Origin of the sequence: Streptomyces sp. cf386 (assembly GCF_900103585.1) — a bacterium.
Classification (GTDB): domain Bacteria; phylum Actinomycetota; class Actinomycetes; order Streptomycetales; family Streptomycetaceae; genus Streptomyces.
Window position 1 is genome coordinate 97,958 of the sequence record NZ_FNHV01000022.1, and the last position, 23,742, is coordinate 121,699.

The 23,742-nt window shown below is 71.8% G+C and carries 17 protein-coding genes; 10 read left to right on the forward strand and 7 right to left on the reverse strand.

The annotated features are described in order from the left end of the window. Positions 1–217 precede the first annotated feature (217 nt). Both BLU79_RS39250 and BLU79_RS39255 read left to right on the forward strand, forming a co-directional pair. Positions 218–3,952, forward strand: coding sequence for a S8 family peptidase (locus BLU79_RS39250; protein WP_093910810.1), 3,735 nt, complete (start codon positions 218–220; stop codon positions 3,950–3,952). A gap of 155 nt (positions 3,953–4,107) precedes the next feature. Beyond that, positions 4,108–5,406: a protein phosphatase 2C domain-containing protein gene (locus BLU79_RS39255; protein ID WP_093910811.1), complete on the forward strand. Its 1,299-nt coding sequence runs from the start codon at positions 4,108–4,110 to the stop codon at positions 5,404–5,406. A 10-nt stretch (positions 5,407–5,416) separates the two neighbouring features. On the opposite strand, the gene BLU79_RS39260 is transcribed toward BLU79_RS39255, so the two are convergent. Continuing rightward, the gene (locus BLU79_RS39260) at positions 5,417–6,760 is read right to left on the reverse strand and encodes a helix-turn-helix domain-containing protein (protein WP_093910812.1); all 1,344 of its coding nucleotides are present in this window, start codon (positions 6,758–6,760) and stop codon (positions 5,417–5,419) included. Between the two features lie 248 nt (positions 6,761–7,008). Here BLU79_RS39260 and BLU79_RS39265 point away from each other — a divergent pair, with 248 nt between their 5' ends. Together BLU79_RS39265 and BLU79_RS39270 are read left to right on the forward strand one after the other, a co-directional pair. Beyond that, a complete protein-coding gene (locus BLU79_RS39265) occupies positions 7,009–7,626 on the forward strand; it encodes a hypothetical protein (RefSeq protein ID WP_093910813.1) in 618 nt (205 codons plus the stop codon). Positions 7,627–8,254: 628 nt separating this feature from the next. Then, a complete protein-coding gene (locus tag BLU79_RS39270; RefSeq protein ID WP_371132024.1) occupies positions 8,255–8,680 on the forward strand; it encodes an ATP-binding protein in 426 nt (141 codons plus the stop codon). 98 nt (positions 8,681–8,778) lie between these two features. Here the strand turns inward: BLU79_RS39270 and BLU79_RS39275 are convergent, their stop codons facing one another. After that, positions 8,779–9,822, reverse strand: coding sequence for a DUF2637 domain-containing protein (locus BLU79_RS39275; RefSeq protein ID WP_093910815.1), 1,044 nt, complete (start codon positions 9,820–9,822; stop codon positions 8,779–8,781). A gap of 304 nt (positions 9,823–10,126) precedes the next feature. Continuing rightward, positions 10,127–10,978, reverse strand: a complete 852-nt coding sequence (locus tag BLU79_RS39280) for a (2Fe-2S)-binding protein (RefSeq protein WP_093910816.1) — start codon at positions 10,976–10,978, stop codon at positions 10,127–10,129. Positions 10,979–11,132: 154 nt separating this feature from the next. Here BLU79_RS39280 and BLU79_RS39285 point away from each other — a divergent pair, with 154 nt between their 5' ends. Then, positions 11,133–12,002, forward strand: coding sequence for a GntR family transcriptional regulator (locus BLU79_RS39285; protein WP_177001346.1), 870 nt, complete (start codon positions 11,133–11,135; stop codon positions 12,000–12,002). A 58-nt stretch (positions 12,003–12,060) separates the two neighbouring features. Here the strand turns inward: BLU79_RS39285 and BLU79_RS39290 are convergent, their stop codons facing one another. Together BLU79_RS39290 and BLU79_RS39295 are read right to left on the reverse strand one after the other, a co-directional pair. Next, complete coding sequence (locus BLU79_RS39290; RefSeq protein ID WP_093910818.1) at positions 12,061–12,849, reverse strand: hypothetical protein; 789 nt, start codon at positions 12,847–12,849, stop codon at positions 12,061–12,063. 241 nt (positions 12,850–13,090) lie between these two features. Beyond that, positions 13,091–14,764: a PucR family transcriptional regulator gene (locus tag BLU79_RS39295; protein WP_093910819.1), complete on the reverse strand. Its 1,674-nt coding sequence runs from the start codon at positions 14,762–14,764 to the stop codon at positions 13,091–13,093. Between the two features lie 376 nt (positions 14,765–15,140). On the opposite strand from BLU79_RS39295, the gene BLU79_RS39300 reads away from it, so the two are divergent. The 5 genes from BLU79_RS39300 to BLU79_RS39320 all read left to right on the forward strand — a co-directional run bounded on the left by BLU79_RS39300 (position 15,141) and on the right by BLU79_RS39320 (position 21,933). Next, entirely contained in the window at positions 15,141–16,031 is an 891-nt protein-coding gene (locus BLU79_RS39300) for an FAD binding domain-containing protein (RefSeq protein ID WP_093910820.1), read from the forward strand. Further along, positions 16,031–16,642, forward strand: coding sequence for a (2Fe-2S)-binding protein (locus BLU79_RS39305; protein WP_093910821.1), 612 nt, complete (start codon positions 16,031–16,033; stop codon positions 16,640–16,642). Before BLU79_RS39300 ends, BLU79_RS39305 begins: the two co-directional genes overlap by 1 nt. A gap of 5 nt (positions 16,643–16,647) precedes the next feature. After that, positions 16,648–19,032 (forward strand): xanthine dehydrogenase family protein molybdopterin-binding subunit, encoded by a 2,385-nt coding sequence (locus BLU79_RS39310; RefSeq protein WP_093910822.1) that lies wholly within the window; start codon positions 16,648–16,650, stop codon positions 19,030–19,032. A gap of 227 nt (positions 19,033–19,259) precedes the next feature. Beyond that, positions 19,260–20,717, forward strand: coding sequence for an NCS2 family permease (locus tag BLU79_RS39315; protein WP_093910823.1), 1,458 nt, complete (start codon positions 19,260–19,262; stop codon positions 20,715–20,717). A gap of 58 nt (positions 20,718–20,775) precedes the next feature. Further along, positions 20,776–21,933 carry an XdhC family protein gene (locus BLU79_RS39320; RefSeq protein ID WP_093910824.1) on the forward strand — a complete coding sequence of 386 codons (1,158 nt, stop codon included), beginning with the start codon at positions 20,776–20,778 and terminating at the stop codon, positions 21,931–21,933. On the opposite strand, the gene BLU79_RS39325 is transcribed toward BLU79_RS39320, so the two are convergent. Further along, positions 21,879–23,177 (reverse strand): lanthionine synthetase LanC family protein, encoded by a 1,299-nt coding sequence (locus BLU79_RS39325; RefSeq protein ID WP_093910855.1) that lies wholly within the window; start codon positions 23,175–23,177, stop codon positions 21,879–21,881. The genes BLU79_RS39320 and BLU79_RS39325 overlap by 55 nt on opposite strands. A 32-nt stretch (positions 23,178–23,209) precedes the next feature. After that, complete coding sequence (locus tag BLU79_RS39330) at positions 23,210–23,653, reverse strand: SRPBCC family protein (RefSeq protein WP_093910825.1); 444 nt, start codon at positions 23,651–23,653, stop codon at positions 23,210–23,212. Between the last annotated feature and the right edge of the window lie 89 nt (positions 23,654–23,742).

Sequence of the window (23,742 nt, forward strand, 5' to 3'; positions counted from 1 at the left end):
GGGCCGCGCCCCTCCCCAAGTCGAACACCGGTGTCCGGTCCGTGGCGGAAAACGGCCACGGCGTAAAACCGCCTCTACACATCATCGTCGCACCACCCGTCACTCTGCCAAGGTGTCGCCACCGCAGCATCAACCAACGCCCGCTTTGCCCGACTTGGGCCTTCTTGGCCTGCGCTTTCGCGCCGCCGGGCAGACGGCAGCACGGGAAGAGACGATCTTGGGGAGAGCGATACCGCGTACGGCGCTGGGCGCGGCGACCGCCGCCATCCTGGCCGTGACGACAGCCGTACCCACGCACACGGCAACCGCCGCATCCACGCACGCGGCGACCGCCGTACCCGCACCCGGGGCCACCCCCGACACCGGCGCCGGATCCGTCGTCACCCTCGTCACCGGTGACCGCGTCCTCGTCACCCGGGACGGGGCGGTCGCCCTGCCCGGCGCGGACGGCACGACGCCGTTCACCCAGACCCGCCGGTCCGGCGACGACCTGTACGTCTACCCCGAGGCCGCGGTCGAGGCGATCGCCGACGGCCGGGTCGACGAGGAGCTCTTCAACGTGACCGGCCTGGTCCGCCAGGGCTACGACGACGCGCACCGCCGCACGCTCCCGCTGATCGCGACCTACGACCGCTCCGTCGCCCGAGCCGTCCCGCCCACCCCGCGCGGCGCCGAACGCGGCCTCGTTCTCGACCCGATCGACGCGGTCGCCCTGGAGGCCGACAAGAAGAAGGCCGCCGACTTCTGGGCGGATCTCACCAACCCCCGTTCCCGCGCGGCCGGCGACCTGAAGAAGCTGTGGCTCGACGCCAAGGTCGAGGCCACCCTCGACCGCTCGACCCGCCAGGTGCACGCCCCCGAGGCCTGGGCCGCCGGATACGACGGCAAGGGCACCAAGGTCGCCGTCCTGGACACCGGCGTCGACGCCGAACACCCCGACCTCAAGGGCCGTATCACCGCGTCGAAGAACTTCACCGACTCCCCGGACGACGTGGACCACGACGGCCACGGCACCCACACCACCTCCACCGTCGGCGGCACGGGCGCCGCGAGCGACGGCAGGAAGAAGGGCGTCGCCCCCGGCGCCGACCTCCTCAACGCCAAGGTCCTCAACGACTACGGCTCCGGCGAGACCTCGTGGATCATCGCCGGCATGCAGTGGGCCGTCGACCAGGGCGCCGACGTCGTCTCGATGAGCCTCGGCAACCCGGCCCGCACCGACTGCACGGACCCGATGGCCCAGGCGACGGAGGAGCTGGCCCGGGCCGGCGAGGACACGCTCTTCGTCATCGCGGCGGGCAACACCGGACCCGGCAACAACACGGTCTCGTCCCCGGGTTGCGCCCCGAGCGTCCTCACCGTCGGCGCCGTCGACCGCGACGACTCCACGGCCTCCTTCTCCAGCCGCGGCCCGGCGTACGGCTCGCACACCCTCAAGCCGGAGATCGCCGCACCGGGCGTCGGCATCTCCGCGGCGCAGGCCGGCGGGCGCGGCGTGTACGCGTACCGAGCCATGAGCGGTACGTCGATGGCGACCCCGCATGTCGCGGGTGCGGCGGCCATCGTCAAGCAGCGCCACCCCGACTGGAGCGCCCGGCGGATCAAGGCGGCCCTCGTCGCCTCCGCCGACCCGGACGTCCCCGGCGACGTGCGCGAGACGGGCGGCGGGCGCCTCGACGTGGGCGCCGCGATCGGACAGAAGGTGCTGGGCGCACCCGCGCTCCAGGCCGGCGCCTTCGCCTGGCCGCAGGACGCGAGCGACCGCACGACGGTCGCCGTGCCCTACACCAACACCACGGACAGGGCGGTGGAGTTGAACCTGACGGTGCCCGCCGTCACCGGCAACGACGGCTCCACCGTCCGCTCCACCGTCGCCCGGCTCGACGCCCGCTCGGTCACCGTCCCGGCGGGCGCGACGGTCGAGGTCCCGCTGCGGATCGACCCGACGGCCACGCTTCTGCGGGCCCAGTACGGCGACATCACCGGGCGCGTCCTCGCCACGGCCGACGGCGGCGTGACCGTCTCCACGCCCTTCGCGCTGTACGTCCAGCCCGAGACCGTCACCCTGCGCGTCAAGCTGATCGACCGTCTCGGCAAGCCCGCCGACGGAGCCTCCTCCGTCGACCTGATCGGCACCGACGACGCGACCGGCGAGCGCCGCTTCAACGGAGGCGCAGGCGATCAGACGTACCGGGTCCGCCCCGGCGCATACTTCCTGTCCAGCTTCGTCACGACCCCCGAGGCCGAGGGCGCGCTCCTCGACTCCCTCACCTACCTCGGCCGTCCGCAGCTGGGGATCCGCGACGACACGACCGTCGTCCTCGACGCCCGCAAGGCCCACCGCCTGTCCCTCCGCACGGACCGGCCGACCGAACTCCGGGGCGCCACCCTCGGGTTCGCCCGCAGCTGGGACGACACCTGGCTGCACGCGGGCACCGCGGCCGGCGGACGCGAGCTGCGCGGCTACTACACCTCCGTCACGGGCGGGGCGAGCGACGGGGACTTCGAGTTCGACAGCTTCTGGCGCGCGGCGGCCCCACAGATCACCGAACTCGCGGTGGCGGGCGGCCGCTCCCTGCACCCGACCACCGCCTCCTTCAGCTCGGCCAACCTCGACGGCACGGGCCGGGCGCCGCTCTTCGACGCCAAGTCCGGTACGGAGGAGGAACTGTCGGGAGCGGCCGGAAAGATCGCGCTCGTCGGGATCCCGGACGGCGGGAGCGCGTACGAGGTCGCGACGCGTGCGAAGGCGGCGGGCGCCGTGGCGGTCCTCGTCCACCGTGACGCCCCGGGCCGCTGGTACCCGTCGGCCGGTTTCACCGGCGGCCCGCTGCCGGTGCTCGCCGTCCCGGCGGACGAGGCAGCGGCGCTGCTCGGGGCCGGGGACGTGACCCTGCGCTGGAAGGCCACCGCCAACAGCCCGTACGTCTACAACCTCGCCTTCCCGGAGAGCGGCCCGATCGGCGGCGACCGCACCTACCGCGTCCGGGACCGGGACCTGGCGGCGACGACGGCGACGTACCGCTCGATGGCGTCCGCCGCCACCGACCACATCGACTTGACGTCCATGACCCGTCCGAACGGCCTGACCGGCTACTTCGGCGCACTGGAGACGGTCCCCGCGCCCTTCCGGCGCACCGAGTACCACTCGCCGGGCACCACCGGCTGGGAGCACGAGGTGTCCAGCAGCTTCCCGTGGGGCGAGTTCATGATCGACCCCATGCGGACGTACGAGAAGGGGGAGCGGCGGACCGAGGAGTGGTACGGCGGTGTCCTCGTGCCGACGGCCCCGCTCGACGACAGCGGCCGCCCGGCCCTCGCCGCCGAACGGCAGGGCAACCTGATCGGCGTGGCGCCCGGCTTCTGGGGCGACGGCCAACACCAGGGCGTGCAGGGGAGCTTCGGTGACATCGGCAGCATGACGCTGCGGCGGGGCGGCGAGACGATCGGCCAAAGCCCCTATCCGTTCGGGGTGTTCACGGTCCCGGCAGAGGAGTCGACGTACGAACTCACCCTCGACACCGCGAAGATCGGCCCTCCGTCCCGCGCCTGGAATCGCTCGACGAGCACGACGACGACCTGGTCCTTCCGCTCGGCCGCGGCCGAGGACACGTACTCGCAGGGCATACCGCTGCTGTTCCCGCGGTACACGCTGCCTGAGGACGGCCTGAAGACCCTCCCCGCAAAGGACGGTCAGGCGATCACCCTCACGGCGACGGGGCATGCGGGCTACGAGCCCGGCAAACTGACCGAAGCCGGGCTCGCCTACTCGTACGACGATGGCGCGACCTGGACCGAGGCGCGCACGGAACGGCAGGACGACGGGAGCTGGAAGGCGGTCGTGAACCACAGCGGAACGACAGGAAAGCCGGTCACACTCAAGGCCGTCCTGACCGACGCCAACGGCACTTCGGTCACCCAGATGGTGACCCGGGCCTACGACGTGCGCTGACGCGCGCGAAGGGGATCGGGGCCCGGGTCACACAGCAGTCGCCGGGCGGCTCTCCCGTGGGGGGTGGGGCTGCCCGGCGACATGTATCGCCTCTTGGGGTCGGATTTTCCGGATGCCCCGTTTTCATCCGGCCCGAGCGGTGGACAATTGGGGGCATGAGCCAGCAGGGGGGAAGGCCCACCGGTCACGAGGACGACTGGTGGGGGCAGCTGTACGGCGACTACGCCGAGGACACCGGCCCTACGGCCGCGCCCGACTCACTGGACGACCGGTTCGCCTCGGCGGCGGGGGTGTCGGGGAAGGGGCCCGCGCTTCCGTCGCCGCGGACGGGCGCGGACGCCGTGGAGGTTCCGTCGACCTTCCCGGCGGGCCTGCCGAAGCCGCCGGGATTCACGGTGGAGGCGCCGCCCCCGCAGCGCGCGGCGCCGCCGCATGACGTCGACGAGCCCCGCACCGCGACCCAGGTCGACGTCCCCACCCTCCCTCCGCCCTCCCTCGACTACGTGGGCAGCGGCCCGCCCACCTACGCCCCCGAACCCACCGCACTCCCACCCGCGGACCCGGACGACCTCGACGACCTGGTCGCCGACACCGTCCTGGACGGCGCGCACTACGGCGCCTGCACCCTGCGCGCCGTCTCCACACGCGGCGACTCCGCCCGCTACCGGGGCGAACCCCGCCGCGACTCCCTCCTCACCGCCCGCTTCGGCACCGGCGACCACGCCCTGATCCTCGTGGCGATGGCAACCGGCGCCCGCGCCACCCCGAACGCGCACCGCGCCGCCACCGAGGCCTGCCACTGGATCGGCCGGGCCGTCGGACGCAGCCACCCGAGGCTCGCCGAGGACATAAGGGCCGCGCGGCGCGGCGACCTGAAGTCCGGCCTGCACCGCCTCACCGACCGCAGCCTCGGCAAACTCCGCGCCAGCGCCGCGGAACAGGGCATCGAGCCGGAGGAGTACGCGGCGACCCTGCGCTGTCTGCTGCTCCCCGCCGACCCCGAGTGCCGTACGCGCGTCTTCTTCGGCATGGGAGGGGGCGGACTCTTCCGCCTGCGGAACGGCGAGTGGCAGGACATCGAGCCCCGCGTCACCGATGCCACCGGCGAACCCGTCCTAGGCTTCGGCTCCTTGCCGGCCGAGACCCCCGAGGGCGACCGCCTCACCATGGACCTCGGCATCACCACACCCCCGAGCCCCTACGACCCGGCCCTGGAGGAGCCCCGCGAGCCCTTCCGCTTCCGCGCCTCGGTGGCCCGCCCGGGCGACACCCTCCTCATGTGCACGGGCGGCCTCGCCGACCCCCTGCGCGGCGAACCCGAACTCGCCGCCCACCTGACCGGCCGCTGGTCCGACCCCCAACCACCCGGCCTCGCCGAGTTCCTGGCCGACACCCAGGTCCGCGTGAAGGGCTACGCCGACGACCGTACGGCGGCCGCGGTGTGGGAGGCGTGACGGGGCGCGCCTAGCTGTAAGCCCTCCATGCACGGGCCGAGGTGTCGTACTCGTAGCGCGGCAGCCCCTTGATGCCCGTCGTGCGGAACGGGCGGCCGTGGTCGTCGATGCGGACCGTGCCGGTACGGCCCTGCGAGGACCAGTCGAGTTCGAGGTACCAGTCACAGGTGCAACCGGTCGTCTGCGCGTCGACCACCAGCACCTCAGGGTCCTCGGCGGACACGCGGTACGGCAGCCGCATCGCCGGGATGGTGACGCCCGAGTCGTTGCCGTCGACCGGGCGGGCGATGGGCCGGTCCTTGTCCAGGTCGACGTCGAAGTAGCGGGGCGTCAGCGCGCCACCGCAGCCGTTGTTCATGGCGTACGAGTTGCCCTCAAGGGGCGCCGAGCGGCCCACGACGCGCACCCGGAGCGCCTCCAGGACGACGGCCGTCGACGTCCGCCCCTGCACGCTGATCTCTACCATCGTCTGCCGGCCGTGCACCGCGCTCTGGCTCGCCGCCCAGACTGCGGCGTCCTGCGGGACCGGCGGCGGGGGCACCTGCTGCGGGGACTTGGCGGTGACGTAGTCATGGCCGCAGCCCGCGTTCCAGACATGGGAGTCGGCGCTCCAGGTGAGGGGAACGCCGGACGAGGGCTGCTTGTCGTCGGCTTCCTTCGGGGGCTGTCCGGCGGTCTCGGTGGGCTTCGCCGAAGACTCCTTCGACGTGCCGACCGAGGGCGAGGGCGAGGGATTGGTGGGGGAGGCGTTCGGGGACTTGGCCGACTTCGGGCGGGGGGTGCCCGACTCCGTCGTACGGGTCGGATCGGCGCCCTGGACGGAGTCGCTCGCCCGGGGACGGTCGTTGTCCGGCAGGGCGGAGAGGCTGCCGAGCGTGGCGAGGAGTGCCGTCGCCACGGCGGCGGAGACCAGGAGGTGTCGGCGGCGGTACCAGGGGCGGCGGGGAGGCTCGGTCGGTGTCGGTGCCGGTTCGTCGGGCAGTTCGGAGAGGGAGTCGTCAGCGGGTGAGGGGACGCTGTCCGCCGTAGGAGAAGCCGCAGCAGCAGAAGCTGTTGTGGAATCGGCCGTCGCGGGAGGACTCGCCGTCCGTGCCCGCTGGCGCGCCGCCACCGCCAGGATCCACAGCCGGTGCAGCTCCAGCCGCTCCTCCGCTGTCGCCCCGCACAGCGCCGCGAAGCGTTCCACGGGCGCGAAGTCGAGAGGGACCGCGTCGCCCGCGCAGTAGCGGTGCAGCGTGGAGGTGTTCATGTTCAGGCGGCGGGCCAGTTGGCCGTAACTGCGATCGGTGCGTTCCTTCAGGCGGCTGAGCGACGCCGCGAACTCCTGGACGTCGTCGTCCTGTACTTCCGACACAGTTCCCCCGCGTCCTCCCCGTCCCGGGACGGCATCCCAGGCACTCCATATACCTGCACGTCAGAAGGGCTGGGATGGTTCCACCGTCGCGGATCGGGCGGCAGCGCTTGCGGCCGCCCGCTGTGACGGCTGATGCTTTTGGTGTCGCACCGACCAGGGCCACAGGCTCCAGCCGGACGGACCATCCGGCGTCGGTGACGGCCGCGTTCCGATCGTTCACGCTCTCATCTCACTCACGGGGGACAACCATGCCCAAGCGCATCCGAGCCGGCGTGCTCGCCGCACTCGCTGTCGCCGGCCTCACCGCAGGCGCCGCACTCTCCGCCGCACCGGCCGGCGCGGCGACCAAAGCGCCCGCACCGAAGTTCCTCGCGGCGTCCGAACTCCCGCCGCACCCCTCCTCCGCCTGGACCGCCGGCAAGGTCACCGACGGCATCCCGGAGGAGATGCAGTACTGCTTCGGCGAGGCGCTGCTCGCCTACGACCTGCGCCACCGCACCTTCCGCACCGACCTCGAGACCAACGCCCAGCAGCTCAACGTCGTCGTCGGCGACAACGCCAAGGCCAAGGCCCTCGCCACGCGCCTCAACAAGGAGATCCGGTCCTGCGTCGAGCGCAGCGACGCCGATCCCGACATCGAGGCCGAGTACCGCAGCTTCGGCAGCCTGCCGGTCGAGGAGGGTGCCCGCGTCCACGGCGTGCACACCCGGGCCTCCTGGGGCGCCATGGACATCGGCCTCGTCTCCGTCGGCCGGGACGGCGGCACCGTCACCGTCGTGCAGTGGGGACAGATGGGCGACTTCACGAGCGCGCCGGTGAAGGCCTTCAAGAAGACGACCACCACCGCGGTCAACAAGCTCTACTGACCGACGCGCCACCACCGGACCATCACACCAGCGGGGCCGCCCTCCCGGACGGGGGTCGGGCGGGCGGCCCCGCACCCATGGCACCGAATTCCAGCCAGTTTTCGCCACCTTCGGCACCGGGCCGACAGCGCGTCCGCGTCGAGCCCCGACCGTCACGGCTCTGCGTCGAGTACGCCGGTATCCGCAGGCCGGTGTCGGCGAACGGACCGATCCTCCACCGTCAGGACGCCGCCGTGGCCGTCGGCACGTAACCGTGCGGCACCGCCCTGGTCGGCCGTCCCGTCCAGAAGCAGATGACCCGCCTCGCCTCCCCTCGCCGGAGACCCGCCTCGGCCCGGTGGCAGCGTACGTCGCCGGTGGTCGACCCGGTTCGGTCGTCGCGTACGGCGACTCCCGGGCGGCCGGTGGATGACGTTCCAGGTTTCATCCACCGCACCCGGGCCGCCCCAACCGTGGCCGAACACCCGGTCGTTGACGATTCGACATGACTGTCGGGGGTCCGACTGGGAAATGGTTCCCGTGAACGTGTTCGAGCAGGAGGGGAACCGACATCGGCACGCGGGCGGGGGTCATGAAGAGGCAAGTACGGGGAGGCGGTCCCATAGCGATCGGGGCCTTCTCGGTGGAGATGGTGGAGGACAGGGCCGCGAGCACGGGGGAACACAGCCAGACGTCTCAACTCAGGCGCAGACTCGGGCGGGCGGACCTGCGGGCCGTACCGGAGGCACGCAGGGCGCTGCGCGACCTGTTACGGACGTGGGGGAGGCCCGGACGATCGGACATAGCCGAACTGCTCACCAGCGAGCTCGTCACCAACGCGATCGTGCACACCGACGATGACGCGGTCCTGACGGCCACAGTGGGACCGGGTGGACTCCGGGTGGAGGTGCGGGACTTCGTGGCCCGCCGGCCCAGACTGCGCGTACCGAACGCCGACGACGGTACGAACGGCAGGGGCCTGGTCCTGGTCCAGTCCCTCGCGGACGCCTGGGGTGTGCGGGCGCACGGCGTGGGGAAGGCGGTGTGGTTCGAACTCGACGCGGATGCCGCGTGATGCCGTACGACAACCTATGACGCCGTACGACAACGGGAAGGGGCGCGACCCGAGTTGCGGGTCGCGCCCCTTCCCGTCGACGAGAGGCATGCGGCGTGTCAGCCGAACTGCTGCTCAAGATCCTTGAGCTTGCGCTCCAGGGAGTCGAGTCTCGGCAGCGCCATGGTGTCGTCCTCCGCGGTGAGGTCGACGGTGACCGGATCAGAACCGGTGCGGACGGGCTGCAGTGAGGGACGTGACCGCAAGGGCAGTTGTTCCGGCGTCGATATGGCAGGCTCCGCGGAGACTTGGGCCGAGGCGCGCTCCAGGGCCGCCTGCGGCTCCACCTGCCGTCCGGTGCCGCGGCCGACGAAGCCGCGGTGGCCCCGGCTGATGGCCTTCAGCTGGGCGCGCTCCATGCGCTGCTGCTCGCGGCGGCGCAGGCGGGCGGTCTCCTTCTGCCGCATGTCCTCGCGGACCTCGTCCACCGCCTCGTCCAGGCTGCGCACGTTCTCCAGGAGCATCAGCGACCAGGCCTTGTAGGTCTCGCGGGGGGCCCGCAGCCAGCGGACGATCCGGATCTGCGGGAGGGGCCTCGGGACCAGACCCTGCTCGCGCAGGGCGGCCCGGCGGGTCTGCTTCAGCGCCCGGTCGAACAGCACGGCCGCGGACAGGGACATGCCGGCGAAGAAGTGCGGGGCGCCGTCGTGGCCGAGGCCCCTGGGCGCGTGCACCCAGTTGAACCAGGCCGCGGCGAACGCGAACGTCCACACGAGTATGCGGGAGCCGAGCGCCGCGTCACCGTGGCTGGCCTCCCGGACGGCGAGTACGGAGCAGAACATGGCCGCGCCGTCGAGGCCGAAGGGCACGAGGTACTGCCAGCCGCCGGTGAGGCCGAGGTTCTGCTCACCGAAGCCGACCAGGCCGTGGAAGGAGAGGGCCGCGGCGACCGCCGCACAGCAGAACAGCAGGACGTAGGAGACGGTGCCGTACATGGCCTCCTTGCGCCTGCGACGCTCCTCGCTGCGCTCCCACGAGTCGTCCGCGCTCGTGTCCTTCCCCGAGGCCTTCCCGCGCCGAAGCACCGCTATCGCCGCCAGCAGGCCCAGGAGCAGGACGGCGCCCGGAAGCAGCCAGTTCAGCGATATGTCGGTCAATCTCATCTGGGGTCCCTTGCATTGGGATAGGGCGTAACGCCCGCCATAGTGGCCCAATCCCAACGGCCCTCAGGGGGTTTCGGGGCAAGAGGCCGCCAAGGAAGTGCAAGGGGATGCCCAGGGCGGCGATCTGCTCGAACTGCCGCTTGAGGGGCGGGAGTTGAGTTCGAGCAACACTACCCGTACGGGTGGTTCCAGGAAAAGTTCCTGCGCGAAGTGAGGAATTTGTGAAACGCATGTAACCGTAACGGGTGTCGCGCTCGCGAGTGATCTTACGGCACGGCGGGTTACAGCCATGCCTGAGGGGGCCTCAACTCGCGGCGGCCAGAAGCTTGGTGACCCGATCCGCGTCGCAGGTGCGCGGGCAGGTGGCGCAGGTGTCCTCGGGGCGCAGTGTGTAGAACATGCAGCAGCTCGCCCGGTCCCGGGTGGGCAGCGACTCGCCGTTCGGGCCGGTCAGTTCGCGGAAGGCGGCCGAGCCGACATACGGCTGTGTCGCGCCCGGCAGGAGCAGCTCCAGCTCGCGCCGCGCCCGGTCCAGCTCGCCGTCGCCGAACAGATGGGCGACGTACCACAGGCCCTCGACGACCTCGTCGGTCGCCATGCCCCACAGTGCGCGTCCACGTCGCCGCATACGGGGCCCGAAGCCGGCGAGGACGGGTTCGAGGTGCTCGGCGACGGCGGCCCGGACCTCGGAGCGCAGCGCCTCCTCGTCGGGGACGACCCTGGCGCCGGGCAGCAGGGCGGCCGGGTCGTCGGGGAGGCAGGCGAAGGTGGCGGGGCGGGCGGCCAGGCGGCCTATGGCCAGGCCGGGGGCCGTGCGGTCGTACGAGACATGCGTCACGGGGAAGCGCGGGACGCGGCGGAGCAGGAACCAGGGCACGGTGATCAGCAGGCAGACGGGCCAGGCGTACCGGTGCAGGCCGAAGCTGGCGACGACGTCAGCCCGTGCGGACTGTCCGTAGTCCCGCAGTACCTGTGCGTCGTCCCAGGCCAGGAAGGCATCGAGGCCGGTGCCGCCCTCCGCGAGCGTGGTGGCGGTGACCCAGCCGTCGTGCCGGGGGAGCTCCTCGTCGGCCGTCGGCTGGGTGATGGCGAGCCCCGGGAAGGCCTCGGCGAGACGGGTGTACGCGTCCTCGAGGGCTATGGGGGGCACGGACATGGTGGCCGCCGATTCGCTCGACTTCAGAGGTAAGGCTTACCTTACCCAAGATCGCTGAGGTTTGAACTGTCGAGTTCTGCGCCTAAGGTGCTTGACGGGCGAGTAACAACCCGCCGTAATGACCCCAAGTACCGACACGTCCGGAGGAGGACCCGTGAGGCAGGGCGCGCAGGGCTCCGCGGGCACGGGGATTCCTCGGGAGTCGGATGTCCCGTCGGCTGCGCCGAGGGTGCCGGCGCAGGGTGGGGCCGTGGGCGTGGACCGGGGCCCGGGTTCGGGTCTGGGACCGGGTTCGGGTTCGGGTTCGGGGCAGGATCGGTCCCGAGGAGCCTCGGGGGTGCCGGCGGCTCGTGGTGAGCACACCCACAGCGAGCAGCCCATTCCGCGTCCGGTCGTGCAGCGGGCCTCGGTCCGCGGGCAGATCCTCGACGCGCTGCGCACGGCGCTGGTCACCGGTGAGCTGGCTCCCGGCGAGGTCTACTCGGCTCCCGCGCTCGGTGAACGCTTCGGCGTCTCCGCGACGCCGGTTCGCGAGGCCATGCAGCAACTCGCGCTGGAGGGGGCCGTGGAGGTCGTTCCCAACCGCGGGTTCCGGGTGGTCGAACGCGGGGCCCGGGAGCTGGCCGAGCTGGCCGAGGTCCGTGCGCTGATCGAAGTGCCGGTGATGCTGCGGCTCGCGCGCAGCGTGCCCGCCGAACGCTGGGCGGAACTGCGGCCGTTGGCCGAGGCGACGGTCCGTGCGGCGGCCACGGGATGCCGGGCGACGTACGCGGAGTCGGACCGTACCTTCCACCGCGCCGTGCTCGCCCTCTGCGGCAACGACCAACTCGTCCAGATCGCCGACGACCTCCACCGCCGCGCCCAGTGGCCCCTGATGACCCCCACCCGCCCGTCCGGCCGCGGCCACGCCGACCTCATCGCCGACGCGGCGGAACACGCGGCGCTGCTGGACGCCTTGATCGGCGGGGAGCTGGAAGTCGTGCGGTCGTTGGTGGGAGAGCACTTCGCCGGGGCGGCGGGCTGAGGGCAGGCTTCTCAGCCCGTGGGGGTGCCCCCTCTGGGAGAGTTCGAGGACGAGGCCCCTACGCCGTGGCCGCGCCCGTTGCCGGAGGGATCGGGGCCAGCTGCCGGGCCAGCCACGTGGGCACGCCGCCCAGGAGGCGGAACAGCCGCCGGGCCTCCTCGCGCAGGCGTGACGCCTCCGGCTCGGCCTCCGCGTCGGCCAGCGACGCCAGCGCGGGCGCCGTACCCACCAGATAGCCCAGCTCCTCGCGGATGCGGAGGGATTCGGCGAAGCCGTGGCGGGCCTCCGCCAACTCGCCCTCGCGCAGGGCGAGTCCGGCCAGGTGGCGCCAGGTGAAGGAGAGCAGGAGCGGGTCGGCGTGGGCGGTCGCGCCGGCGTGGGCCCGGCGGTAGGCCGCACGGGCCGCCTGGGGGGAGTGCGCGAGGTTCTCCGCCAGCAGCCCCCGCCGGAAGTCCAGCAACGCCCGCCCCGCCGCCCCCGGAGGGATCAGCGCCGCCGCCCGCCCCAGCGCCGCCCGCGCCTCGTCGGCCCGGTCGCGCACTGAGTGCAGGGTCGCGGCGTACGCAAGTTGCCCCCGTTCACAAGCGGCCGCCCCGCGCTCGTCGTCGCTGTGGGCGAGCGCCTCGGCCGTGCGCAGCGCGTCCTCGGCCTCCTCCCAGCCCTGCTCGGTGTAGAGACACCGCTCCACCTGCAGCGCGGCCCGCTGGAGCGCGGCCTGAGCGGTGACCGGCTGGAGCAGCGCCGCCGCGTCCGCCCAGCAGGCGCGTGAGCGCAGCCGCCATACCGCGGTCTGGAGTGGATCGTCACCGGCGGTCGTTCCGTTACCAGACATGGCGGTATGTGCCACCTAGCCCTCCCCAAGGTCCTGTCCTGCGGATCAGCTCGGGGTCGCGGGGCATCGTCCCTGGATACCCGGCCTGATCCGAGGAACAGGCCCAGCGCGCCATCGAGCTGTTGAGTGGTGGCGGCATCTCAGCACGAATCTCCGCGCCCGGCCAAGAGGGTGGGTGAAGGATTTCACAAAGTCGTGGGACAGCGGCGGCACTTGGTGCCATCCGGATGCCGTCCGCGCGAGGGCTTCCGGGGGCTCAACTCATCCGCAATGCCAAGAAGAAATCCAGCTTGTCCTCCAGGCGGGAGAGGTCCCGGCTCGTCAACTGCTCGATCCTGCCGACTCGGTAGCGCAGCGTGTTGACGTGCAGGTGGAGGCGGGTCGCGCAGCGGGTCCAGGAGCCGTCGCACTCCAGGAAGGCCTCCAGGGTGGGGATCAGTTCGGCGCGATGGCGTTGGTCGTAGTCCCGGAGCGGGTCGAGCAGTCTCGCCGTGAAGGCCCGGCGGACGTCGTCCGGCACGAAGGGCAGGAGCAGAACGTGTGACGCCAGCTCCTGGTGGCCCGCCGCGCAGACCCGGCCCGTGCGGGCCGCCGCCACCCGGCGGGCGTGCCGGGCCTCCTCCAGGGCGCCGCGCAGGCCCTCCGCCGAGTGCACGGCCGCACTCACGCCCAGCGTGACCCGGCCGTCGTCGTCCAGGCCCGCCGACAGCGGGTCCCGGATCGAGTCCAGGAGCGCGTCGGCGAGGATCCCGGCCTCGGAGCCGTCGTGCTCGGTGGAGACGGCGGGGAGGGGGACCAGCGCGATGGCCTCGTCGCCCGAGTGGGCCACGGCGATGCGGTCGGAGGGTTCCGTGCCCGTCGCCAGCGGGTCGACCAGGATCTCCTCCAGGAGGGACTGGGCGATCGGGCCCGCCTCGGTCTCCGCGCCCTCCCATTCGACGCGGGCCACGACCACCTGCCAGTGCGGGGCCGCTCCCAGGCCGGGCAGCAGCACCGGGGCCGCGACCCGCAGGCGCGCGGCGATCTCGGCGGGGGCCGCGCCCGTCTGGACCAGTTCGAGGACCTCCTGCGCGAGCCGGCGGCGGACGGTGCGCGCCGCGTCCCTGCGGTCCCGCTCCACCGCGATCAGCTGCGTGACCCCCTGGAGGAGGTCGAGCCGCTCCTCGGGCCAGTCGCCCGCGTCCGCCTCCACGGCCAGCAGCCAGTCCGACAGCACCGTCTCGCGCACGTCCCGCGAGGCCTGCGGGGAGCGGCCGCTGCTGCGGATCGGGAACAGGGAGTACGTCGTCGAGCCCAGCGTCAGCCGGTGCGGACCGCGCCGGCCGGTGCGGGCGGCCGACAGATGCTCCGCCGCCAGCTGCGCGCACACGTCGGCGGGCAGCGCCGGGCCCGCGACCTTCGAGCCCGCGATCAGCCGACCCGTCGGCGACAGCACCAGCGCCCGCAGGTCCAGGTCCGACCCGAGCAGGTCGAGGACCACGTCCGGGCCGCCGCCCGCCGGGCCCGACGTCATCATCCGGCGGTGCCGGTCGACGACGGCCGCGAGGTCACCGGCCCGCTCGCCGCTCACCTGCCGGACGACATGCTCGGTGATCGTCGCGAACGCCACCGACTCGTGCACGGCGAACAGGGGCAGGCGGTGCCGGGCGCAGGCCAGGACCAGGTCGTCGGGTACGTCCCCGAGCTCGGCCTCGCCGGCCGCCAGCGCCACCACCCCGTTCTGCACGAGGAGGTGCACGAAAGGGTCGGAGTCCGCGGCGTCGCGCCGCCAGGCCAGCCCGGTGAGGACCAGCTCACCGCCCGAGAGATAGCGGCTGGGGTCCCTGAGGTCGGTGGTCATCACACCGCGCACGGTGCGGTCCAGCTCGTCCTCGCCGCCGAGCAGCTTGAGGCCCAGCGCGTCGGTGTCCAGCAGTGCGCGCAGCCGCATTCTCGTCGCCGCCGTTCTTTGTCTCGAAATCTACGATGGATCAGGGAGGGGGTGTGGTGAGAGGCCCGTCCGACGGGCCGGTGAGTGGTGACCGGCTTCTGCCGGGCTGTGTTCCGGCTGTGTCCCTGGTCACAGGGGCTGTAACTCACGTTTCCACGGAAAAACGAGGAGGTTACTGGTGGCCTCCGTTCATATGAATCTACAAGATGCCCGCCCTGGCCAGCCAACTCCTTCATGGTTTCCGTGACTGACCGGGTCGGAGCACGGCGCTGTGTACTGACGTCAGTGCTCGTTAACAACACATGAACGAGCCGGGCCCGGAGCACCTGATCTGGCTCAAACCGTACGACCCCCGAGACGAAGAAGAGAGTCGGTCATGGACTTCCTTCGCCCCGCCAGCTGGGAGGAGGCGCTCGCCGCGAAGGCCGAGCACCCCACCGCTGTGCCGATTGCGGGTGGCACCGACGTGATGGTCGAGATCAACTTCGACCACCGCCGGCCCGAGTACCTCCTCGACCTCAACCGCGTCGGCGACCTCTACGAGTGGGAGGTCGGCGAGGAGACGGTGCGGCTCGGCGCCTCCGTGCCGTACACGAGGATCATGGAGAGCCTGCGCGCCGAGCTGCCCGGTCTCGCCCTCGCCTCGCACACGGTCGCCTCACCTCAGATCCGCAACCGCGGCGGTGTAGGCGGCAACCTCGGCACCGCCTCCCCGGCCGGTGACGCCCACCCCGCCCTCCTCGCGGCCGGTGCCGAGGTGGAGGCCGAGTCGGTGCGCGGCAGCCGCCGTATCCCGATCGACGAGTTCTTCACCGGCGTGAAGCGCAACGCGCTCGCCGCCGACGAGCTCATCCGGGCCGTGCACATCGAGAAGGCCGACGGGCCGCAGCAGTACTCCAAGGTGGGGACCAGGAACGCCATGGTCATCGCCGTGTGCGCCTTCGGGCTCGCGCTGCACCCCGAGACGCGGACCGTCCGTACCGGGATCGGTTCGGCGGCGCCCACACCCGTGCGGGCCAAGACCGCCGAGGAGTTCCTGAACGCGGCGCTCGAAGAGGGCGGCTTCTGGGACAACGGCAGGATCATCACCCCGTCGGTCGCCAAGCAGTTCGCCGAGCTGTGCTCGGGCGCCTGCAACCCGATCGACGACGTCCGGGGCACGGCGAGCTACCGCCGGCACGCGGTCGGCGTCATGGCGCGCCGCACGCTGACCTGGACCTGGGAGTCGTACCGCGGCGGCCGCCGCCTCACGGAGGGAGCCGCGTGATGCGAGTCAACTTCACCGTCAACGGACGTCCGCAGGAAGCCGACGACGTGTGGGAGGGCGAGTCCCTGCTGTACGTGCTGCGGGAGCGGATGGGCCTTCCCGGGTCCAAGAACGCCTGTGAGCAGGGCGAGTGCGGTTCCTGCACGGTCCGGCTGGACGGCGTTCCGGTGTGTTCCTGCCTCGTCGCCGCCGGCCAGGTCGAGGGCCGCGAGGTCGTCACCGTCGAGGGCCTGGCGGACTACGCCAAGCAGCGCGCCGAGCATGGCGGCTGCGCCACCGGCGCCTGCGGTACGTCGCTCCAGGACGCCCAGCTGGGGGTCCCCCCGGGCGAAGCCTGGGGGAGGGCCGCCAAGGGGCAGGACTCGCAGACCGGCGAGGGCGTCGGACTCTCCACGATCCAGCAGGCGTTCATCGACGCCGGCGCCGTGCAGTGCGGCTTCTGCACGCCGGGTCTGCTGGTCGCCGCCGACGAGATGCTGGAGAACAACCCCAACCCGACCGACGCGGACATCCGCGAGGCCCTGTCGGGCAACCTGTGCCGCTGCACCGGCTACGAGAAGATCATGGACGCGGTCCGCCTCGCGGCTGCCCGGCAGGGAGAGGCGGTCTGAGCAGCATGCCCACCAACGGCGCTCCCACGAAGATCACCCAGGGCTCCCGGACCAAGGGCGGCATCGGCGAGTCCACGCTCCGCCCGGACGGCACCCTCAAGGTCACCGGCGAGTTCGCGTACTCGTCCGACATGTGGCACGAGGACATGCTCTGGGGGCAGATCCTCCGCTCGACCGTCGCGCACGCCGAGATCGTGTCCATCGACACGAGCGAGGCACTGGCGATGCCGGGTGTCTACGCCGTCATGACGTACGACGACCTGCCGACCGACGTGAAGAACTACGGCCTGGAGATCCGGGACACCCCGGTCCTCGCCCACGGCAAGGTCCGCCACCACGGCGAGCCTGTCGCGATCGTCGCCGCCGACCACCCGGAGACGGCCCGCCGCGCCGCCGCCAAGATCAAGGTCGACTACCGCGAGCTGCCCGTCATCACCGACGAGGCCTCCGCGACCGCGCCGGACGCGATCCTCGTCCACGAGGGCCGCGACGACCACCACAGCGGTCATGTCCCGCACCCGAACATCGTGCACCGCCAGCCGATCGTGCGCGGCGACGCCGAAGAGGCCGCCGAGAAGGCCGACTTCATCGTGAAGGGCGAGTACACCTTCGGCATGCAGGACCAGGCCTTCCTCGGCCCGGAGTCCGGCCTCGCGGTGCCGGACGACGACGGCGGCGTCCACCTGTACATCGCCACCCAGTGGCTGCACAGCGACCTGCGGCAGATCGCCCCGGTCCTCGGCCTGCCCGAGAGCAAGGTCCGGATGACGCTGTCCGGCGTCGGCGGCGCCTTCGGTGGCCGCGAGGACCTGTCGATGCAGATCCACGCCTGCCTGCTGGCGCTGCGCACGGGCAAGCCCGTCAAGATCGTCTACAACCGGTTCGAGTCCTTCTTCGGGCACGTCCACCGCCACCCCGCCAAGCTCTCCTACGAGCACGGCGCCACGAAGGACGGCAAGCTCACCCACGTGAAGTGCCGCATCGTGCTGGACGGCGGCGCCTACGCCTCCGCCTCCCCGGCGGTCGTCGGCAACGCCTCCTCGCTGTCGATCGGCCCGTACGTGGTCGACGACGTCGACATCGAGGCCATCGCCCTCTACACCAACAACCCGCCCTGCGGCGCCATGCGCGGCTTCGGCGCGGTCCAGGCGTGCTTCGCCTACGAGGCGCAGATGGACAAGCTGGCCGACGAGGTGGGCATGGACCGGGTCGCGTTCCGGCAGCTGAACGCCATGGAGCAGGGCACGATCATGCCCACCGGCCAGCCGGTCGACTCCCCGGCGCCGGTCGCCGAACTCCTGCGCCGCGTCAAGGCGATGCCGATGCCGCCGGAGCGCCAGTGGGAGAGCAGCGAGGGCGCGGACGTACGGCAGCTGCCCGGCGGTCTGTCCAACACCACCCACGGCGAAGGTGTCGTACGCGGTGTCGGCTACGCGGTCGGCATCAAGAACGTCGGCTTCTCCGAGGGCTTCGACGACTACTCCACCGCCAAGGTGCGCATGGAGGTCATCGGCGGCGAGCCCGTCGCGACCGTGCACACGGCCATGGCCGAGGTCGGTCAGGGCGGTGTCACCGTCCACGCGCAGATCGCCCGCACCGAGCTGGGCGTCGCCCAGGTGACGATCCACCCGGCGGACACACGGGTGGGCAGCGCCGGTTCGACGTCCGCGTCGCGTCAGACGTACGTCACCGGCGGCGCCGTCAAGAACTCCTGCGAACTCGTCCGGGAGAAGGTCCTGGAGATCGGGCGCCGCAAGTTCGGCTCCTACCACCCCGCCTGGGCCACCGCCGAACTGCTCCTGGAGGGCGGCAAGGTCGTCACCGACGGCGGCGAGGTCCTCGCCGATCTGGTGGACGTACTGGAAGGCGAGACGGTCGAGATCGAGGCCGAGTGGCGGCACCGTCCGACCGAGGCCTTCGACCTGCGCACCGGCCAGGGCAACGGCCACGTCCAGTACAGCTTCGCCGCGCACCGAGCGGTCGTCGAGGTCGACACCGAGCTCGGCCTGGTCAAGGTCATCGAGCTGGCCTGTGCCCAGGACGTCGGCAAGGCCCTCAACCCGCTGTCCGTCCTCGGCCAGATCCAGGGCGGCACCCTCCAGGGCATGGGCATCGCGGTGATGGAGGAGATCATCGTCGATCCCAGGACCGCGAAAGTCAGGAACCCGTCCTTCACGGACTACCTGCTCCCCACGATCCTCGACACGCCGACCATCCCCGTCGATGTGCTCGAACTCGCCGACGACCACGCCCCGTACGGGCTGCGGGGCGTCGGCGAGGCACCCACCCTGTCGTCGACCCCGGCCGTCCTCGCGGCGATCCGGGACGCGACCGGGCTGGAGCTGAACCGGACGCCGGTACGTCCCGAACACCTCACGGGAACGGCGTAAGTCTCTCCGGGCGGCGCCGGGAACGTCACACTTCGCCGCGCCGCCCGGAGTACCCAAGTGCCGCACCGCTCGCGGAACTTGAAACACCAGCAAGTACCAGCACCAGAGATTCTGTTCGTTCGTCTCGGGCCGTCCCCCGGGTCGTGCGGCCGAAGCACCTTCCCAAATCCCGTAGAGCACAAGGCAGCTGTTACGGGTGTCCCTTTGAACCTTGGGAGTAGGCCCACATGACCCAGCAGTCACTTGAGCCGAAGACCGTCGCCGACGACGCGGGAGAAGGCACCCGCGTCCCGGCCGGACGGGCTTGGCTCGACCGGTACTTCCACATATCCAAGCGAGGATCCACGGTCGCGCGCGAGGTGCGCGGCGGCATCACCACCTTCATGGCGATGGCGTACATCCTCCTGCTCAACCCGCTCATCCTGTCCGGCAAGGACGCGGCAGGGGACACCCTCGCCCAGAAGGCCCTCATCACCGCGACCGCGTTCGCGGCGGCCTTCACCACGCTGCTGATGGGCTTCTTCGGCAAGGTGCCGCTGGCCCTCGCCGCCGGACTCTCCGTCTCCGGCGTCCTCGCCTCGCAGGTCGCCCCGCAGATGACCTGGCCGCAGGCCATGGGCATGTGTGTGATGTACGGCGTGGTCATCATGCTGCTGGTCGTCACCGGCCTCCGCGAGATGATCATGAACGCGATTCCGCTCGCGCTGAAGCACGCGATCACCATGGGCATCGGCCTGTTCGTCGCCCTGATCGGCCTCGTGAAGGCCGGCTTCGTGCACCAGGGCGAGGCGACCCCGCTCAGCCTCGGCCCGGCCGGTGAGCTGGCCGGCTGGCCGGTGTTGCTCTTCGCCGCCACGCTCCTCGCGATCTTCATGCTCCAGGCGCGCGGCATCCCCGGCGCGATCCTGATCGGCATCGTCGGCGGCACCCTCGTCGCCGTCGTGCTCAACGCCCTGGACGTCATCAACCCCAAGCAGTGGGCCAGCGGCGCTCCCGAACTGCACGGCAGCGCGGTGTCCATGCCCGACTTCTCCATCTTCGGCAACGTCGAGTTCGGCGGCTGGGGCGAGGTCGGTGCCATGACGGTCGGCATGATCGTGTTCACGCTCGTGCTCGCCGGGTTCTTCGACGCGATGGCGACGATCATCGGCGTCGGCACCGAGGCCAAGCTGGCCGACGACAAGGGCCGGATGCCGGGCCTGTCCAAGGCGCTGTTCATCGACGGCGCCGGCGGTGCCATCGGCGGTGTGGCCGGCGCGTCCGGACAGACGGTGTTCGTCGAGTCGGCGACGGGCGTGGGCGAGGGTGCCCGTACGGGCCTCTCCTCGGTCGTCACCGGTCTGTTCTTCGCGGCCTGTCTGTTCTTCACGCCGCTCACGGCGATCGTGCCGGGCGAGGTCGCGGCGGCGGCCCTGGTGGTGATCGGCGCCATGATGATGATGAACGCGCGGCACGTGGACTGGGCCGACCGGGCCACCGCGATCCCCGTGTTCCTCACCGTCGTGATCATGCCGTTCACGTACTCCATCACGGCCGGTGTCGCCGCCGGCGTCATCTCGTACGTCGCCATCAAGATCGCTCAGGGCAAGGCGCGGGAGATCGGGGCATTTATGTGGGCCCTGACAGGCATCTTCCTGGTCTTCTTTGCCCTCAATCCCATTGAGAGCTGGATGGGCGTGCACTGACCGTATGGAGGGCAGTGTGAACCGCCCTCCGCACAACCGCTGTGAAGGAGACCGACTGATGCTGGACATCGCCGAGGAGCTGCACCGGTGGGTCGAGCAGGGACGCGACTTCGCCGTGGCCACCGTGGTGGCGGTCGGCGGCAGCGCACCCCGTCGGCCCGGTGCCGCGCTCGCGGTGGACGCCGACGGCACGGCGATCGGGTCGGTCTCCGGCGGTTGTGTGGAGGGCGTGGTGTACGAGCTGTGCCAACAGGCGCTGCAGGACGGCGAGACGGTCCTGGAACGCTTCGGGTACAGCGACGAGGACGCCTTCGCGGTCGGCCTGACCTGCGGGGGCGTCATCGACATCCTCGTCACGCCGGTACGGGCCGCCGATCCGGCCCGCCCGGTGCTCGCGGACGCGCTGCGGGCGGCCGCGGGCGGTGAGGCGGCGGCGGTGGCGCGGATCGTGTCGGGGCCGCGGGACCTGTTGGGCCTCGCCCTTCTGATCGGCCCCGACGGCACGTACGAGGGCGGCTTCGGCGCCCACCCCGAACTGGACCGCACGGTCGCGGCGGAGGCGGTCGCCTTCCTCGACGCGGGCCGTACCGGCACCCTGGAGATCGGCGAGCGGGGCTCGCTCTGCGGGGCCCCGCTCACGGTCCTGGTCGAGTCCTCGGTCCCCGCACCCCGGATGATCGTCTTCGGGGCGATCGACTTCGCGTCGGCGCTGGTGCGGATCGGCAAGTTCCTCAACTACCGCGTGACCGTGTGCGACGCCCGCCCGGTCTTCGCGACGAAGGCCCGCTTCCCGGAGGCCGACGAGATCGTCGTGGAGTGGCCGCACCAGTACCTGGAGCGGACGTCCGTCGACGCCCGGACGGTCCTGTGCGTGCTCACCCACGACGCCAAGTTCGACGTACCCCTGCTCCAGCTGGCGCTGCGGCTGCCGGTGGCGTACGTCGGCGCGATGGGCTCACGCCGCACGCACCTCGACCGGAACGAGAGACTGCGCGAAGTCGGCGTCACCGACCTGGAGCTGGCCCGACTCCGCTCCCCGATCGGCCTGGACCTCGGCGCCCGTACGCCCGAGGAGACGGCCCTGTCGATCGCCTCGGAGATCGTCGCCAACCGGCGTGGCGGCAGCGGCGTCTCACTGACGGGCGCGCACACGCCGATCCATCACGACGCGACGTCGACGTCCTTGCCGGCGGGGCGGATGGGGTCGGTGGCCTGAGCCCGCGGCACCGGCTGGTCGGGCCAGGCGAAGGCGTACGCCGGGTCGCCGCCCCGGCCGATCCTGACGTACCGCAGGAGCTCGCGGACGATCCCCGCGTTGCCCATCGCCCACCCGGTCTGCGGTTCCAGGCCGCTCGGGGTGGCCCGGTGCTCGACGTTGGACCAGCGGGCGCCGTCGGCGTCGTGGGTGGCGTGGGCGGTGATGTCAGCGACGAGGAGTTGGGCGAATTCCGGGCTGTCGCCCTGCTCGGCGATACGGTCGCAGGCGAGGGCCAGGACGCCTGCGGTGCCGCAGCAGCGGCCGTTGTTGTCCCAGAAGCCGGGGCGCAGGCGGTTCGGCAGGCCCGAGTGGGTGACGGTGTGCCAGCAGCGGTCGGCGAGGGTCGACCAGGAGGGGTCGGCGGTGACGTCCCGCAGCAGCCGGAAGGCGTGCGCGTCGCCTGCCGGGCCGTGGCACCAGCCGTAGCTGTGGCGGTCGATCAGGTCAGGAAGCCGCTGCGGGTCGGAGTGCGGCACGAGGAAACCGTCGGGGCCGCCCTCGTCGCGGGCCACGACATCCGCGACGCCGGCCCGCCCCAGCTCCACGAGATCCGCACGGCCGGTGGCCGACCCGACGGCGGCCAACGCGTACGCGATCCCGAGCGTGCCGTGCGACATGTGGTGCAGCCGCGAATCGATACCTCGCCGGTACTCCCACGTGACACCCGCCGCGGTGACCTCGGCCGTCCGCGCGTACGGCTCCAGCGCCCGTACGGCCAGCTCGGCGTCGCCCGCCGCCAGCGCACCCAGCCCGATGCCCGCGTTGCCGCCCATCAGCTCGAACAGGTCACCCCAGCGTGTCCCGTCGAACCGTGACCGCACCCGTTCGAGGGCACGATCCGCGGCCAAGTCGGCGTCCGCGTGCCCGAGTTCACGGTGGACGGTCCGCAGGACGAGCGCGATGCCGGTGAGACCGAAGTAGAGCGAGTCGTTCGGGTGCTCGTCGACCACGTCCACAAGGGAACGCGCGGCGCGCAGCGCGACGTCGGCATACGCGTCGTCGCCGAAGTGCCGCCACGCCTCCAGCAGCACCGGCACGACCCCGGCCGTGCCGTTGTAGAGCATCGGGTCGACGTCGTCGTCCGAGCCCCTGACGGGCCAGCCGAGTCCACCGTCCCCCGTCTCCCGCGCACCCGAGACCATCCACCGCAGCCCGTCCACGGCGAGCGCCTCGACCTCGCCCAACTCCACTTCCACAGCCATGACTTCCTCCCCATCGACCTGCTCGACAGTCGTCATGCCCGCCGCAGCAGCCGGTTCATCGCCCGCCCGAACACATACCGGGCCGTACGCTCCACCACCCCGTCCAAGCCCCCCGGCACGATCCGCACCCGCAGCTCCTCCCGCCACACCACCCGCGCCCGTCCGCCGGGACCGGGCCGTACCTCGATCTCGGCCCAGCCCGTGATCACCCGACCCCGCTTCTCCAACCGGCACAGGCCAGGCGTGTCGTCGTCCTGCGGGGGCTGCCACACCGTCACCTCCATCGGGTCGTCGATGGAGAGCGGGCCGAGGCCGGAACGGGCGACGAAACGCGTGCCCACGCCCGTCGGTTCGGGGGTCGTGACGCGGACGCGGGTCAGGGGGACGACCTCGGCGTGGCGGGGCCACTCCGTCAGGCGGCGCCACGCCTCGGTGAGGGGGAGCGGAACCGTGCGTTCGAGGAGGAAGTTCGCCACGGGGGTGATCTTACGGAACGGTCCTGTGGAATCCGGGCTGGTCACGGCGCGGTCGTATACGGGTCGTGCAGGCGGTCCAGCCGGCCGTC

Bases quoted from the DNA above. Each gene is read 5' to 3' on its own strand.
- BLU79_RS39320 (WP_093910824.1), top strand. From the start codon at position 20,776: ATGCTGGACATCGCCGAGGAGCTGCACCGGTGGGTCGAGCAGGGACGC.
- BLU79_RS39270 (WP_371132024.1), top strand. From the start codon at position 8,255: ATGGTGGAGGACAGGGCCGCGAGCACGGGGGAACACAGCCAGACGTCT.
- BLU79_RS39315 (WP_093910823.1), top strand. From the start codon at position 19,260: ATGACCCAGCAGTCACTTGAGCCGAAGACCGTCGCCGACGACGCGGGA.
- BLU79_RS39325 (WP_093910855.1), bottom strand. From the start codon at position 23,177: ATGGCTGTGGAAGTGGAGTTGGGCGAGGTCGAGGCGCTCGCCGTGGAC.
- BLU79_RS39275 (WP_093910815.1), bottom strand. From the start codon at position 9,822: ATGAGATTGACCGACATATCGCTGAACTGGCTGCTTCCGGGCGCCGTC.
- BLU79_RS39305 (WP_093910821.1), top strand. From the start codon at position 16,031: ATGCGAGTCAACTTCACCGTCAACGGACGTCCGCAGGAAGCCGACGAC.
- BLU79_RS39295 (WP_093910819.1), bottom strand. From the start codon at position 14,764: ATGCGGCTGCGCGCACTGCTGGACACCGACGCGCTGGGCCTCAAGCTG.
- BLU79_RS39280 (WP_093910816.1), bottom strand. From the start codon at position 10,978: ATGTCCGTGCCCCCCATAGCCCTCGAGGACGCGTACACCCGTCTCGCC.
- BLU79_RS39255 (WP_093910811.1), top strand. From the start codon at position 4,108: ATGAGCCAGCAGGGGGGAAGGCCCACCGGTCACGAGGACGACTGGTGG.
- BLU79_RS39310 (WP_093910822.1), top strand. From the start codon at position 16,648: ATGCCCACCAACGGCGCTCCCACGAAGATCACCCAGGGCTCCCGGACC.
- BLU79_RS39265 (WP_093910813.1), top strand. From the start codon at position 7,009: ATGCCCAAGCGCATCCGAGCCGGCGTGCTCGCCGCACTCGCTGTCGCC.
- BLU79_RS39300 (WP_093910820.1), top strand. From the start codon at position 15,141: ATGGACTTCCTTCGCCCCGCCAGCTGGGAGGAGGCGCTCGCCGCGAAG.